Source organism: Runella sp. R5_40 (assembly GCF_057652295.1).
Genome location: NZ_JBYFCH010000005.1, coordinates 18,630 through 33,755 on the forward strand (window position 1 = coordinate 18,630; position 15,126 = coordinate 33,755).

11 protein-coding genes are annotated in these 15,126 nt (G+C 44.1%); 10 read left to right on the top strand and 1 reads right to left on the bottom strand.

Annotation, left to right across the window (positions count from 1 at the left end; genetic code table 11):
- The first annotated feature begins 196 nt into the window (after nt 1–196).
- Complete coding sequence (locus AC23N5_RS11320) at nt 197–1,006, top strand: helix-turn-helix transcriptional regulator (protein ID WP_487755656.1); 810 nt, start codon at nt 197–199, stop codon at nt 1,004–1,006.
- A gap of 63 nt (nt 1,007–1,069) precedes the next feature.
- Here the strand turns inward: AC23N5_RS11320 and AC23N5_RS11325 are convergent, their stop codons facing one another.
- Entirely contained in the window at nt 1,070–1,765 is a 696-nt protein-coding gene (locus AC23N5_RS11325; protein ID WP_487755657.1) for an NUDIX hydrolase, read from the bottom strand.
- 115 nt (nt 1,766–1,880) lie between these two features.
- On the opposite strand from AC23N5_RS11325, the gene AC23N5_RS11330 reads away from it, so the two are divergent.
- From AC23N5_RS11330 to AC23N5_RS11370, 9 genes are all read left to right on the top strand, one after another.
- Nucleotides 1,881–3,509, top strand: coding sequence for a carboxylesterase/lipase family protein (locus AC23N5_RS11330; RefSeq protein WP_487755658.1), 1,629 nt, complete (start codon nt 1,881–1,883; stop codon nt 3,507–3,509).
- A 154-nt stretch (nt 3,510–3,663) separates the two neighbouring features.
- Nucleotides 3,664–5,184 (top strand): carboxylesterase/lipase family protein, encoded by a 1,521-nt coding sequence (locus AC23N5_RS11335; RefSeq protein ID WP_487755659.1) that lies wholly within the window; start codon nt 3,664–3,666, stop codon nt 5,182–5,184.
- Between the two features lie 32 nt (nt 5,185–5,216).
- Nucleotides 5,217–6,572, top strand: coding sequence for an amidohydrolase family protein (locus AC23N5_RS11340; protein ID WP_183976925.1), 1,356 nt, complete (start codon nt 5,217–5,219; stop codon nt 6,570–6,572).
- A gap of 35 nt (nt 6,573–6,607) precedes the next feature.
- Nucleotides 6,608–8,215 (top strand): carboxylesterase/lipase family protein, encoded by a 1,608-nt coding sequence (locus AC23N5_RS11345; protein ID WP_487755660.1) that lies wholly within the window; start codon nt 6,608–6,610, stop codon nt 8,213–8,215.
- Nucleotides 8,216–8,308: 93 nt separating this feature from the next.
- Complete coding sequence (locus AC23N5_RS11350) at nt 8,309–9,499, top strand: esterase (protein WP_183976930.1); 1,191 nt, start codon at nt 8,309–8,311, stop codon at nt 9,497–9,499.
- 317 nt (nt 9,500–9,816) lie between these two features.
- The gene (locus AC23N5_RS11355) at nt 9,817–10,824 is read left to right on the top strand and encodes a sugar phosphate isomerase/epimerase family protein (protein ID WP_487755661.1); all 1,008 of its coding nucleotides are present in this window, start codon (nt 9,817–9,819) and stop codon (nt 10,822–10,824) included.
- 95 nt (nt 10,825–10,919) lie between these two features.
- Nucleotides 10,920–11,945, top strand: coding sequence for an alpha/beta hydrolase (locus AC23N5_RS11360; RefSeq protein WP_487755662.1), 1,026 nt, complete (start codon nt 10,920–10,922; stop codon nt 11,943–11,945).
- A gap of 12 nt (nt 11,946–11,957) precedes the next feature.
- The gene (locus tag AC23N5_RS11365; protein ID WP_487755663.1) at nt 11,958–13,583 is read left to right on the top strand and encodes a sulfatase family protein; all 1,626 of its coding nucleotides are present in this window, start codon (nt 11,958–11,960) and stop codon (nt 13,581–13,583) included.
- Nucleotides 13,584–13,830: 247 nt separating this feature from the next.
- Nucleotides 13,831–15,126, top strand: a complete 1,296-nt coding sequence (locus tag AC23N5_RS11370) for a CitMHS family transporter (protein ID WP_487755664.1) — start codon at nt 13,831–13,833, stop codon at nt 15,124–15,126.

Below are 15,126 nucleotides of genomic sequence, written 5' to 3' on the forward strand. Positions count from 1 at the left end.
ACCAAGATAATTATTTTGTCATTGACCATAAATAGCCATTTTATTGAACTTTTTGTCCTATTTCGCTATAAAACTTGCCAATTGGTTTAATTTGTTACTATCTCTAGGTATCTTTGGTACTCACATTGCGTCAAAACTTACAACTATCCAATGTTCCAACCTACTAACTGCCGATGCAATGAAGCCATATACTTTCATGACAACTGCCGCAGAGTCAACCCTTAACGTCAATTTATTATACTCAGACGCTGATTTTGAATGGAATGAGTTTAACCTTCCAATTCTACCCTCGCATCAGTGGTTTCAGTACCCATTGCCTAATTCAGGGGCTAAACTTGCCATTGTATTTATCTCACCTACCCCCTCCATTAAGTTTATTGATTGCGCCCTCTATCCAAATCAACCCATTACGTGGTTTGAAGGGGTAGGGCCGCACACCAAATGGAAAGGGTTCTTTATCGTCACAAAAGATGACTATTTAGAAAAAAGTTTCGCCTTACAAACCAATGAGTTACGGATGAACCAAACATCCTATCCGCTCCCCCCCGCCTGCTTTACGTCTCTGTTAGCTCTGACTGGCTGGGCCACGGGCGATTTGAAGGAGTTTGTCTCCCCAAAAAAACTTATTCATGACTTTTTACGGCAGGCTTGCTCGTCAATTGACCTCAACAGCCCTTCTGCACCAACCAATAAGGTTGTAAAGCACTTAGAGGAACTTGTTGAGAATCACCTAGAAGGAGGTTTTTTACCCAAAATTGATGAGATAGCTTTAGAACTCAACATGCACAAAGTAACGCTCCAAAACAAGTTTAAACAAGTTCACAATAAATCACTCTACGAATATTATCTTGACCGAAAGCTTGAAAGAGCCTGCGAGCTTTTAAAATACTTTAAAGTACAAGAAGTTGCTGAACGCTTAGGATATACGCAAGCCATCAAATTCATTATTGTCTTCAAAAAACGATACAACATTACCCCAAAACAGTTTGTACAAGGACAATTTTGATACCCGAATGAATAACAATTAAATGTCCCAGCTCATTGGTTGATGAGTTGGGACATTTTTTTTCTATCTTGCTTCAAAGCTGTACAAAAAAGGTGCTTTATGGGCTGCGCCCGAATACTGCTTATCGTGGCGCTTTAGAATCCCCAATCCCAACATTTTACGCTGAAATGCCCCACGGTGAAGTTTTTCACCTAAAATAGCTTCATAGACCTTTTGGAGATCTCCCATCGTAAAAAGCGGTGGCAATAAGTTCATCCCAACAAGTTGTCGTTCTAAGTTGTCGCGTAGTGTTTGTAGGGCTTTGCTCACTATGTTGCCGTGGTCGAGCATCAGTTCGGGAAGGTCGTCTAAACTGTACCAATCACATGAATCAGAAAGTGCGTCAGGCGTAGGAACCACCTCACTATAATTAATAAGGGCATAATAGGCCACCGAAATAAACCGATCCAACATCCATTCGTACGTCTGGATGGAATGCCCATTGGCTTCAAGAATCGTTTGCATCACTTCTGGTCGAAATCGAGCCACGTCCCCAAAGGTATAAAACTGCTCTAGGTAAATATTATCCAAGCCCGTCCGTTCTTTCAAACCTCGGCGCACCGCATCGTTTAGGTTTTCATCCATTTTCACAAAGCCCCCTGGCAAAGCAAAAAGCCCTGTATTGTGGTACTTTGTAATCAATATTTTGAGTTTTTCTCCCGAAAATCCAAAGATAACCGAATCGTAGGCAATGTGTCTTAAATACGCTGTTTGCTTCACTGGTGACTGATTTTTAACCAACAAATGTAAATTTTTTTCAAATAAATAGGATAATTTTCAAAAAGCAATTATTATTGTCACAAAATGAGACAATAAATAAATTTAATCAAAGTTTATGAAGAAATTAGTCTATTTGTTAGGACTTTTCTTAGCTACCCAAATGCCCACCGAAGCTCAAAATAACGCATTTTCGGTTCAAACCACCGTTGAAAATGGCGTCATTGAAGGGAATTATGATACAAAAACGGGTATTCAAACCTATTTTGGCGTACCTTTTGCCAAACCTCCCGTAGGCGAACTACGTTGGAAAGCCCCCCAGCCCGCCGACAATTGGAAAGGGGTAAAACAAACCAAACAATTTAGTGCTCGTCCGATGCAAACCGTTGTGTTTGGCGACATGAATTCCCGCTCAAATGGCGTCAGCGAGGACTGTTTGTACCTTAATGTATGGACACCTGCCAAACGTAACACCAAAGATTTACCCGTTCTGGTTTACTTTTATGGTGGCGGCAATGTAGCTGGCGATGCCTCAGAACCACGCTACGACGGCGAAAGCATGGCTAAAAAAGGGGTGGTGGTCGTCACTTGCAATTACCGTTTGAATATTTTTGGTTTTTTAACACACCCCGAACTCACCGCAGAAGCGCCTTACAAAGCTTCTGGTAATTACGGAATGCTTGACCAAGCTGCTGCCCTCAAATGGGTTCAAAAAAACATAGCAGCCTTTGGTGGCGACCCTAAAAAAGTAACGATTGCGGGCGAATCGGCTGGTTCAATTGGCGTAAGTTGCCAGATGGCCTCTCCTTTGTCGAGAAATTTGATTGCAGGAGCCATTGGTGAAAGTGGTGCAGGTATCAATCCAACGATGGCACCCGTACCGCTGGCAGAAGGTGAAAAACAAGGCGCTGAGTTTTTGCTAAAAGCTGGAATAAAATCCATCAAAGAATTGAGAGGAATGTCAACGCGTGAGATTTACGAAATTTACAACGAATCTCGCCGCTTTGGATTCCCCATTGTGATTGATAACTATTTCTTAACCAAAACATTACCTCAGGTTTTCGCTGCCAAAGAACAAGCGCAAGTACCCCTTTTGGTCGGCTGGAACTCTGCCGAAATTCCAGGACAAGCCTTCATGCAAGGACAACCCTATAAAGAAGAAAACTACGTAGCACGCGTCAAAAAAGAGTATCCTACTGATTTTGAGGAAGTTTTAAAATTATATCCCCACGGCTCAGAAAAAGAAATTGAACTCTCCGCAACGGCCTTAGCAGCCGACCGATTCATTTCATACAGCACTTGGAAGTGGTTTGATTTGCACCGCAACAACAGTTCTCAACCTGTTTACCGCTATTTATACAGCAAACTTCGCCCTGACTTGGTGGACAAATCACTGGCATCTGGGTTAGCTGGTGGTACAGTTCGGGCCGACGCCAATGCCCCCAAGCCTCCCAAAGCCGTTGGGGCACCACACGCCTGTGAAATTGAATACGCGATGGGCAACCTTCCGCTAGTGAAAGAATATGCTTGGACTGCCGATGATTTTAAAGTATCGGATACGATGCTGAATTACTTTACCAATTTTGTCAAAACAGGAAATCCAAACGGAGATAAACTTCCCAATTGGAAAGCCGCAAAGGCGGGAGAAAGTACTCCACCCGTGATGATTTTGGATGTTGAGTCTCGTACCGAAAGTGCCAAAGACGATGCTCGTTATTTGTTTCTTGACAAAGCCTATAAAAACTAACCTATCTATACGTGGGCGAGTTTACGGTCTGACTATCGTCTGACCGGTCAGACAATAGTCAGACCGTAAACGACCGTAAGCTTGCCTGCATTTTTTCTTTACCAATCAAGATTCCCGCTTGTCCCGATTCCCAAAGTGAAAAACTAAACGAAAAATGAAAAAGCTCATTTTATTCATCACACTTCACTTATCACTCATCCCAATTCTAAAAGGACAACTTGTCGTTCAAACCGCCAAAGGTAAAGTCGAAGGTTACGTTAAAGAAAATTTACGTATATATACAGGCGTTCCTTTTGCTACGCCACCCATTGGTGACTTGCGCTGGAAAGCCCCCCAACCCGTACAAAATTGGACAGGCGTAAAAAAATGTACCGAATTTTCAGCAAGTCCAATTCAAAACAAACCCCAGCCTTTTTACTGTTGGTCTGAAGAGTTTATTGCCAAACCTGAGCCGTTAAGTGAAGATTGTTTGTATCTCAATGTGTGGACACCCGCCAAATCAAAAGCAGAAAAGCTACCCGTTTTTGTTTGGATTTATGGCGGCGGTCTAAACAGTGGCTCGGCCAATTGCGACATTTATAACGGTGAAGAAATGGCTAAGAAAGACATTGTTTTTGTCAGCATCAATTACCGCGTGGGGGTATTGGGTTTTATGGCTCATCCTGACCTTACCAAAGAATCGGGCTACCATGCTTCAGGGAACTACGGGTTTTTAGACCAAATCGCGGCACTTCAATGGGTTCAACAAAACATTGCAAATTTTGGGGGGAATCCTGCCAACGTCACCATTGCAGGCCAATCAGCAGGCGCTTTTAGTGTGAATGCCCTGATTGCTTCCCCCTTGGCCAAAGGCTTATTTCACAAAGCCATTCCACAAAGTGGCGGGTTACTATCGAACCGTTTGAGTTACAACCTCACCGATGCGGAAAAACAAGGGCTTAAATTTATGGAAAAAGCCAAGTGTAGTTCCCTCGCCGAATTGCGCAGTAAATCAGCAGACGAACTTCAAAAACTTAGCAATGCCCAAGATGCAGGGCGGTTTGGGGTTACAATAGACGGATACGTCTTGCCCACAGACATTTTGGCTCATTTTAAAAACGGCAAACACAACCAAGTGCCACTACTTACAGGCTGGGTAACGGGCGATGGCAGTTTTCTAGGTGAAAGCAAAACCACCTTGGAGGAATATCAAAAAGAAGCGCAAACCAACTACGGTGACAAAGCCGCTGACTACCTGCGTATTTTTCCCGCTACCACCAATGATGAAGTAAAGGCAATCAAACAAAAACAAACTTTGCTGGGCTTTGCCGCGATGCCTTCGCACTTATTGGCTACTTATACCAACAAACCAAGCTATTTATATCAGTTCAGCCACGTTCCACCCGACAAGCCTAATTTCCCAAATTATGGCGCTTTTCACACTTCCGAAGTTCCGTATGCGTTACATACGTTACACACATGGAACCGTCCTTGGAAAGCAGAAGACAAAGAATTAGAGCACATTATGTCGTCTTATTGGGTCAATTTTGCCAAAACAGGCAACCCGAACGGCCAAGGACTTCCTGAGTGGAAAACCTACGACAAAGCCACGGGCAATATTCTTGTATTGGACACCAAAACCTATTCCCAACAAGGCTTGTTTAAACGCGAATTTGACTTTTTAGAAGCAAATTAGCGTAGCTTTGGTAGTACAAAAACACGACGACAATGAAACACTTACTTACACTTCTTGCGCTACTTGTAGCTTGGGGCTTAAACGCCCAAAAAATTGTTGATTCTCGTCAACGCGAAATCGTCATTAAAAACGTGTCAGTCCTTCCCATGAATACCGAAACCGTTCTCAGCAACCAAACGGTGGTGGTCAAAAATGGGGAAATTTCTGCAATGGGGACAAAAGTTGTTTACGCCAAAGACGCGCTGGTCATCGACGCCAAAGGTAAATTTCTACTGCCTGGCTTGGCCGAAATGCACGCCCACGTTCCGCCCGTCGATGACATTGAACCGATGAAAGAAGTATTGTTACTCTTTGCTGCCAACGGTGTCACAACCATCCGAGGAATGTTGGGGCATCCGCTGCACTTGGAGCTACGCAAAAAAATACAAACAGGTGATATTTTGGGGCCTCGGCTATATACTTCAGGGCCTTCGTTCAGCGGTGCAAGTGTCAAAACGCCAGAAGAAGGCATTGAGCGCGTAAGAAGCCAAAAACGGGCAGGATATGATTTTATGAAAATGCACCCTGGGCTCTCCAAAAGCAATTTTGAAGCAGTAATCAAAGCCGCCAATGAGGAGGGCATGACCTACGGTGGGCACGTTTCATTTAATGTAGGACTTTGGCGCTCCATTGAGGCCAATTATGCCACCATTGACCACTTAGACGGTATTGTTCAAAGTTTAATCCCCCGCTTGGACACCCTCAGCGAAGACGAAGTGGGACTTTTTGGAATGTTTGCTGGGCATCGGGCTGATTTAAGCCAACTCAACAAAGCGCTACAAGCCATTCGTGAACACCATATTTGGATTGTTCCAACCCAAACCCTTGCCGAGCATTGGCAATCGCCCAAACGCTCGGTGGACGATATGCTAGCAGCACCCGAGATGAAATACATGAGCAAAGCCCAGTTAGCTAGTTGGGCAACGGCCAAACAAAACACCTTTAAAAGCCCTCAATACAAACCCGAATCTGTATTAAAATACAACGAAATCCGTAAAAAAGTCATTTACGAATGCCAAAAACAAGGGGTTGGGCTCTTGTTGGGTTCGGATGCGCCGCAAGTTTTTAGCGTCCCAGGGTTTTCACTCAAACACGAGCTAACTTACTTGGTGGAGGCAGGACTAACTCCTTACGAAGCACTCAGAACAGGCACCTATAACGTTGGACAGTTTTTTAAGAACGACAACTTGGGGGTCATCAAAAAAGGAGCTGTGGCCGATTTGGTTCTGCTCAATGCAAATCCAATGAAAGATATAAGCGCTGTGGGTGAGGTTGAAGGGGTAATGCTCAATGGCAAGTGGCTCTCCAAAGAGGAGATTAAGAACACGTTGAAAAAATTAGAAAAATAACCATTCAAACACCTATCAAAACACATTTTTAACACATGAAAAAACTGGTTGTATCTTGCGCTGTTGCGCTCGCCTGCACCCTAAATAGTGCTTTTGCCCAAGTGCAAACGGGCGAAAACGTAGCTGTCACCAATACCGATGCAGGCAAAGTTAGGGGCTATATTCACAATGGCATTTTTACGTATAAGGGAATACCGTATGCCGAAGCAAAACGTTTTGAAGCTCCTCAAAAACCAAAGCCTTGGACCAATGTACGAAGCTCGATGAGCTACGGCCCCGTTGCACCGCTGATGGACCCCACTACTTCGGTGACGGACGAGCCAGAGTTCGTTTTTAACCATAGTTGGGGCTATACAAGTGAAGACTGCATGCGCATCAACGTTTGGTCACCTGGTATCAACGATGGCAAAAAACGCCCTGTGTTGTTCTGGATTCACGGAGGGGGCTTTACGGCAGGTTCATCGCAAGAACTACCTTCCTACGATGGCGAAAATTTGGCTAAAAAAGGAGACGTCGTTGTTGTTTCTATCAACCACCGCTTGAATATTTTAGGGTATTTGGATTTGTCGGCTTACGGTGATAAGTACAAACAATCGGCCAATTTGAGCGTGCTAGATATGAAAGTAGCGCTGGAATGGGTAAAAACCAACATTGCGAACTTTGGCGGTGATCCCAACAACGTCACCATTTTTGGGCAGTCAGGCGGGGGAGCGAAGGTAAATACGCTCATGGCGATGCCGTCGGCCAAAGGACTATTCCACAAAGCCATCAACCAAAGTGGGGCTTTTCGTGCTGCCATGCTCGACAAAAAAACAACCCAAGCCATTGGTGCTGAGGTATTAAAGGAACTCAACATTTCGGCCGACAAAGTGGATGACGTTCAAAAAGTACCTTTCCAAACCTTGAGCGATGCGGGCAAAAGAGCCTTAAAAACCATTGCCGATAAAATGAAAGCAGAAGGAAAACCTGTCATTGGCTTTGGTTTGAGCTGGGGGCCAAGCGTGGACGGCGAGGTTCTCCCCTACCAATTGTTTTCAAATGAAGCTTTTGAACTTTCTAAAAACATTCCTTTATTGATTGGCACAACTAAAAATGAGTTTGCCGCTTTCCGAGCGGCTCCCGCCAACAGCACCCCTGAGCAAGTATTGGAACTGGTCAAAAAATCGTATGGCGACAAAGCTGAAGCGTACATTGCTGCCGCAAAAAAAGCATTCCCCGAAGACACCAAACCTTCAGCAGTTTTGGACATTGACGTAACTTTCCGTCCAGGGGCCGTATCTCAAGCCAAGCAAAAGTCGTCGTTGGCAGGCGGGGCACCTGTTTACATGTTTATGTTTACGTGGCAGTCGCCTGTGATGGATGGAAAATACAAGGCTGTCCACTGCATGGAAATTCCGTTTGTATTCAACAACATCGCTCGCTGCGAAGAAATGACGGGAGGTTTCAAAGACGCTTACGTGTTGGCCGATAAAATGAGCCAATCGTGGATTAATTTCGCCAAAACGGGCAACCCCAATCATGCTGGTCTTCCCAAATGGGATGCTTATACGGCCGAAAAAGGAACGACGATGTTTTTCGACAATAAATGCGGCATTCGGTACCACCACGACGAAGAGTTGATGAAGGTCGTTGCGCCACAATAAATTTCAATTACCTATCAAAGTTCAATTCGTTCCGTCACCGTCAGGGGATTTTCAAACTCGCTGGCGGTGATATTTAAACTAAATTATCAAAACATGAAAAAATCAATTGTTTTACTTTTTGGCCTACTATTGAGCCATTTAGCTTTTTCACAAGAAGCTCTTTTTAACGCTGCCGACCTCAAGTCGCCTGAAATCAATGCGGACAAAACCGTTACGTTTCGCTTTTTTGCCCCAAAAGCCGACTCTGTTTTTGTAACAGGGGATTTTTTGCCTACCATGAAAATTAAATCGCGTTTTGGTTTAGTGGATGTTCCAAAACCTGCATTGATGAAAAAAGATGAGAAAGGCGTTTGGACTTTTACTTCCGATGCACTCGCCCCTGAATTGTATTCGTATTCATTTACGGTGGACGGCCTTCGTAGCATCGACCCAAATAATCCATTTTTAAACCGTGATGTAGCGACTGTTACTAATATTTTTATTGTGGGAGGTACTCAGGCTGACTTTTACAAAGTAAACGACATCCCGCACGGTAGCGTAACCCGACGTTGGTACGACTCACCAGGCTTAGGCATCAACCGCCGCCTCACCATTTACACCCCTCCAGGTTATGAAAGCAGCAAAGCCAATTACCCCGTACTTTATTTATTGCACGGCGCGGGTGGCGATGAAGAGGCTTGGATAGCACTCGGACGCACGGCACAAATCATGGACAATCTTATCGCTCAAGGCAAAGCCAAACCAATGATTGTGGTCATGCCAAACGGAAACGCTTCGCAAGATGCCGCCCCTGGTGAAGGAAATACGGGCTTCTACAAACCGCAATTTATGGCTCCTCGTACCATGGAAGGTTCGTATGAAGGTGCTTTTATGGATATTGTAAAATTTGTGGAGAAAAACTACCGCGTAAACGCCAAAAAAGAGAGCAGAGCCATTGCAGGCTTATCCATGGGAGGTTTTCATTCAATGCACATTTCACGGTTTTATCCAAATACGTTTGACTACGTCGGCTTGTTTTCTGCCGCCATTATGCCACGCGAAGATGCTACGGCAAAGGTGTATAGCAACATTGATGAAACCTTGAAAGTACAAAAAGAAAACGGAACCAAGCTCTACTGGATAGCCATTGGCAAAACCGATTTCCTTTACCAAGCCAATGTCGATTTCCGCAAAAAACTAGATGGTATGGGAATGAAATACGAGTATGTTGAATCGGAAGGTGGGCATATTTGGAGAAACTGGCGAGTCTATTTAAGCCAATTTGCTCCGAAATTATTTAATTAACTACGCAAAGTATAAGGCTTTTTCTATTTTAACCCCACGCCTTTAGGCTGGGGATGCAATAGGAACATGTTACGTGGGCTTCAGCCCTGACTTTTATAGCCTTAGTGTTTAAAAAGTCAGGGCTGAAGCCCTAAGTTACACTCTTTTTTTAAACCCCAGCCTAAAGGCATGGGGTTTGAAGATAGATGCAGATGCACGTTAGCGTTATTTATTCATATTTGGGCAATAGAGGAACAATTAATCAGGAAAAAACGGACGCGTTTTTCTTTTAGTAGTAATTCACTAAATCGTCATTATTTATTAAACCCTCATAACCAATGACAACACAAGTATCTCGCCGAAATTTTATAGCAATGGCGTCTCTCACTGCGATGGGAGGCCTGTTTAACGTCAATAAAGCATGGGCATTGGCCGACAAACCCAACTCTAAGTTTAAAGGTGTGCAAATTGGCGCTATTACCTATTCATTCCGTAGTATGCCGCATGATGTCGATAAATTGATTCAGTTTTGCATTGACTCCAACCTTAGTGCCATTGAGTTGATGGGCGATTCGGTGGAAGAATATGCTGGAAAACCAAAATCGCCGATTGACATGGCGCAGCTTTTCCGTAATGCGCGCCCTGGCCAACGCCCGCAGTTGACCGACGAACAAAAAGCCCAAATGGCCGACTACAACAAACAAGTAGCGGAATGGCGCAGCACGGTTTCGATGGATAAATTCAAAGAAGTTCGTAAGAAATTTGACAAAGCGGGCATCTCTATTTATGCTTTCAAACCCAACGCCTTTAGCCCAACCAATACCGATGGCGAGGTTGAATACGGTATGAAAGTGGCCAAAGTACTCGGAGCTACTTCGGTAACGTTAGAACTACCCACCGACCCAAAACAAACCCAACGTTTGGGTGATTTGGGGGCAAAAAACAAGGTGTATGTAGGCTATCACAATCACACCCAAGCTACTGATACATTGTGGGATAACGCGCTAAGTCAATCGCCTTACAACTCGATTAATTTTGACTGTGGTCACTACCTTGCGGCGGGGGGTAAAAACACTAAAGAGGCGCTTATGGCCTTTATCGAAAACAAGCACGACCGTATTTCGACCATGCACTTAAAAGACCGCACCACGCCCGAACACGGCGCAGGCAACTTGACGTGGGGCACGGGCGACACGCCTATCCGTGAAATTTTGTTGATGATTCGCGACCGCAAATACAAATTTCCCGTTTCGGTTGAGCTTGAGTACCAAATCCCCGAAGGTTCGGATGCGGTCAAAGAAGTAGCGAAATGCGTAGCTTTTGCCAAGAATATTTTGATGAGCTAAGTCAAAAAGCAATTAGCAAAATAGCAATTACCGAATAAGCTACCTTCCCGAAAGTTCTGAAACTTTCGGGAAGGTTATTTTTTCAAACTAACCCGATGAAAAAACTTTTATTTTTAATTCTCATTTTTTGCTTCTCCGTTGGGGGAAGTGAGGCTTTGGCTCAAGGCAAAGTCGTCAGTTTCGTACTCAACTCCAAAGCTCTTCAAAATACGGGCGGCGAAGACCCAAATCGTAAGGTTTCGGTTTATCTTCCGCCCAATTATGATGCTTCTACGCAACGTTATCCTGTCATTTATTACTTGCATGGCTTTATGGGGAAGGATAATATTTTTCCGCAAATGCAAGCTATCCTCGACGAAGGTATCAAACGTAACAAAATCAAACCTTTTATTTTTGTTCAAGCCGACCATTACACGCTTTACGAAGGCAGTTTCTACTCAAACTCTTCATTGACAGGAAATTGGGACGAATTTGAATCCAAAGAGCTCGTCGAATACGTGGACAAAAACTACCGAACCCTTGCCACTCGTGAAAGTCGGGGGATTGCGGGGCATTCGATGGGTGGCTATGGTGCATTTAAAATTGGCATGTTGCACCCAGAGGTATTTAGCAGTATTTATGCGTTGAGTCCAGGGTTGTTGGCAATGGTGAAGGAATTTGGCCCCAACAGTCCATCTTTCAAAGAGGTTCAAAACGTAAAAACGCAAGAAGATTTAAAGAAAACCTATTACCCCAAAGTATTGGTGGCCGTAGCGCGGGCATGGTCGCCCAATCCAAACAAACCTCCGTTTTATTGCGACTTTCCGTTTAGCTACGAAGGCGATAAAATGATTGTCAATCAAGCAATTTTGGAAAAATGGGAGGCCAATATGCCCGTTTACATGGTCAATAAATATGCTGATAATTTGCGCAAACTAACCGCTATCAAATTGGATTGGGGGCGAAATGACTCTCCCCGTTTTCCTGTCCAAATCGGGATGTTGAGCCAGCGTTTAGAGAACCTGGGGATTAATCACTTTTCTGAAGAATACATCGGCGACCACGGCAATAAAATCTGGACAACTGACGGACGTGTTTTAAACGATTTACTACCGTTTTTTAATGATTATTTGAAGTTTTAATCATTGTCATTTATGAAAAAAATCACCATTTCTATCGCTGCCGTAGCCATCATTGCTATTGGTACGTTTTCGTTCAAGCAGGCTACCAAGAAAACCCAAGAGGGTCATCGTCCCAACATCGTCTTTATCATGTCAGACGACCATGCGTATCAGGCGATTTCGGCGTACAGCAACCGTCTCACCCAAACTCCTAACATCGACCGTATTGCCAAGGAAGGGATGCTTTTTAACAATGCTTGCGTCACCAACTCCATTTGTGCACCATCGAGGGCCGTGATTTTGACGGGGAAACACAGTCATTTGAACGGAAAAATTGACAATAATTTTCCGTTTGACACCACCAATATCACCTTTCCACAGCTACTTCAAGCGAATGGCTACGAAACTGCCATGTTTGGAAAATTACACTTTGGTAACAGCCCCAAAGGATTTGACGAGTTTAAAATTTTACCCGACCAAGGCGATTATTACAACCCCGACTTTATCACTAAAAAAGAGGGTAAAAAGAAAATCATGGGCTATGTCACTGACATTATCACAGACATGACTCTCAACTGGTTAGGAAAAGAACGAGATAAAGAAAAACCATTTTTCTTGGCCTATTTGCACAAAGCCCCTCACCGCGAATGGCTGCCTGCGGAACGTCACTTTAAGGAATTTATCAACAAAAAATTCCCTGAGCCCACCACGCTTTTTGACAAGTATGAAGGCCGCGGAAGTGCCTCTAAGCAGGCTGAAATGAACCTGCTCACGCACATGAACTGGGCGGGTGATTCCAAAATCAAGCCCGAAAACATGGATAAATTGGGCATCAAAGAATCGCACCCGTACGATAAACGCAATTATGACTACACCGTTGGTCGAATGAATGCTGAACAGCGCAAAGTTTGGGATGCCACTTACGATAAAATGAACGAGGACTTTATCAAAAATTATCCTAAAATGAGCGATACCGACAAAATGAAATGGCGGTACCAGCGCTATATGCAGGATTATTTGGGCTGTATCGCCTCCGTGGACGAAGGAGTTGGCAAGGTATTAGACTTCCTAAAAGAGAATGGTTTAGAGGAAAATACCATCGTCATTTATACTTCCGACCAAGGGTTTTATTTGGGAGAACACGGCTGGTTTGACAAGCGTTTTATTTTTGATGAATCGTTCAAAACACCTTTGTTAATCAAGTGGCCTGGGGTAATAAAAGCGGGGTCTAAAAACTCGCAAATGGTTCAAAATCTTGACTATGCACAAACGTTTTTGGAGGTTGCGGGTGTAAAACCTCCTTCCGACATGCAAGGAGAAAGTTTGATTCCGATTTTTAAAGGACAAGGCAAAAATTTCAGGGATGCGGCTTATTACCATTATTACGAATATCCAGGGATTCACATGGTAAAACGCCACTACGGAATTGTCACGGAAAAATACAAGTTAGTGCATTTCTATCATGATGTTGATGAATGGGAATTGTACGACCGTACTAACGACAAAAACGAACTCAAGAACGTCTATAACGACCCTAAATACGCCAAAATAAAGGCAGAAATGCACAAAAAATTGACAGCGCTCCGCGTCAAATACAAAGACTCAGAGGCACTGGATAAGATGTACATTGAGAAATATAAACAGTTGAAGAGAGGTTGATTTGAAGTATTTAATCACAAGTTTTTGAGGAATTCAAAGCAGCCTCGGTAGAGGCGCAACATTTGTAGTAGCAGGAGATTATTTTTAATTTTTGCTTCGGAGAAGCATAACAACGCAAGCTCTCTTCTACTTCTACAAAGGATACGCTTCTCCGAAGCAGTATAAACCAATAATACCCCAAAATTTACGCACAATAAAGTATTATCTTGTTTTGCGCATTTACATAATTAAAAACTCCTAATTATCAATGCTTTCCGTCCTCGGTTTTGCTACCATTCTTGTTTTTTTGGCACTTATCATGACAAAAAAAATGTCGGTGATGACTGCCTTGGTTATTACGCCCGTTGTTTTTGGACTCTTGGCTGGTTTTAGTCCCAAAGAACTCGGCGATTTTGCCTTAGCAGGTATCAAACAGGTAGCACCGACGGGGGTTTTATTGATGTTTGCGGTGTTGTACTTTGCCACCATGCTCGACGCAGGGCTTTTTGACCCTGTCATTGCTGCTATCATTAAATCAGTAAAGGGCGACCCGCTCAAGGTGATTTTGGGAACGGCGATTCTGACCATGATTGTCCACCTCGACGGCGACGGTACAGCCACCTTTATGATTGTGTTGTCAGCGTTTTTGCCCATTTACAAACAACTGAAAATCAACCGAAAAATCTTGGCGAGTATCGTGGCCCTGAGCGTCGGCCCCTTACATTTGGTTCCGTGGTCGGGGACATCCGCACGGGCGATTTCTACGTTAAAGAGCGATGCGGTTCACATCTTCAACCCCAACATTCCAGCCATTGTAGCGGGTATTGTTTGGGTGCTTTTTGTTGCGTATTGGTTTGGCCAAAAAGAAAGAAAACGCCTTGGCATCATTGAGTTTGAGTACAATCACAAAGACAACTTAAACACAGAACAGCATCAGCTACGCCGCCCCAACCTACTCATTATCAATGCCATTCTTACTATCTCACTCATTATTGCGTTGACCAAAGGATGGCTTCCCGCTCCCGTACTGTTTGTGATTGCGAGCATGATTGCATTGCTCGTCAATTACCCCAAACTTATGGACCAACAAAAGGTCATCAAAAGCCACGGTACCAATATTTTCTTGGTTTCAAGTATGATTTTTGCCGCAGGTATCTTTTCTGGCATCCTCACGGGGGCAAAAATGATTGACGCCATGGCCAATTCATTGGTGGCGCTCATACCTCAGCAGCACGCCAGTTGGCTACCTACCCTGACTGCGCTCACGAGTTTGCCCGCCAGCATTTTGTTTACTCCCGATGCTTATTATTTTGGGGTTGTTCCTATTTTGAGCCAGACCGCTACCCAATTTGGCATTGACCCGCTCGAAATTGGTCGTGCGGCCTTGCTAGGTCAAATGACCGTCGGCTTTCCTATCAGTCCGCTTACGGCTTCGACTTTTTTGCTGGTGGGGCTCACTGAGGTGGATTTAGGCGAACACCAACGCCACACGTTTTTCTGGGCATGGGGTACAACCATTGTGATGATGATCATGGCTATTTTGACAGGGTCAATACATTTGTAA

What these genes read in the sequence shown, in the direction of transcription:
- AC23N5_RS11370 (WP_487755664.1), top strand. Translation starts at nt 13,831, where the DNA reads ATGCTTTCCGTCCTCGGTTTTGCTACCATTCTTGTTTTTTTGGCACTT.
- AC23N5_RS11330 (WP_487755658.1), top strand. Translation starts at nt 1,881, where the DNA reads ATGAAGAAATTAGTCTATTTGTTAGGACTTTTCTTAGCTACCCAAATG.
- AC23N5_RS11355 (WP_487755661.1), top strand. Translation starts at nt 9,817, where the DNA reads ATGACAACACAAGTATCTCGCCGAAATTTTATAGCAATGGCGTCTCTC.
- AC23N5_RS11320 (WP_487755656.1), top strand. Translation starts at nt 197, where the DNA reads ATGACAACTGCCGCAGAGTCAACCCTTAACGTCAATTTATTATACTCA.
- AC23N5_RS11350 (WP_183976930.1), top strand. Translation starts at nt 8,309, where the DNA reads ATGAAAAAATCAATTGTTTTACTTTTTGGCCTACTATTGAGCCATTTA.
- AC23N5_RS11340 (WP_183976925.1), top strand. Translation starts at nt 5,217, where the DNA reads ATGAAACACTTACTTACACTTCTTGCGCTACTTGTAGCTTGGGGCTTA.
- AC23N5_RS11335 (WP_487755659.1), top strand. Translation starts at nt 3,664, where the DNA reads ATGAAAAAGCTCATTTTATTCATCACACTTCACTTATCACTCATCCCA.
- AC23N5_RS11345 (WP_487755660.1), top strand. Translation starts at nt 6,608, where the DNA reads ATGAAAAAACTGGTTGTATCTTGCGCTGTTGCGCTCGCCTGCACCCTA.
- AC23N5_RS11365 (WP_487755663.1), top strand. Translation starts at nt 11,958, where the DNA reads ATGAAAAAAATCACCATTTCTATCGCTGCCGTAGCCATCATTGCTATT.
- AC23N5_RS11360 (WP_487755662.1), top strand. Translation starts at nt 10,920, where the DNA reads ATGAAAAAACTTTTATTTTTAATTCTCATTTTTTGCTTCTCCGTTGGG.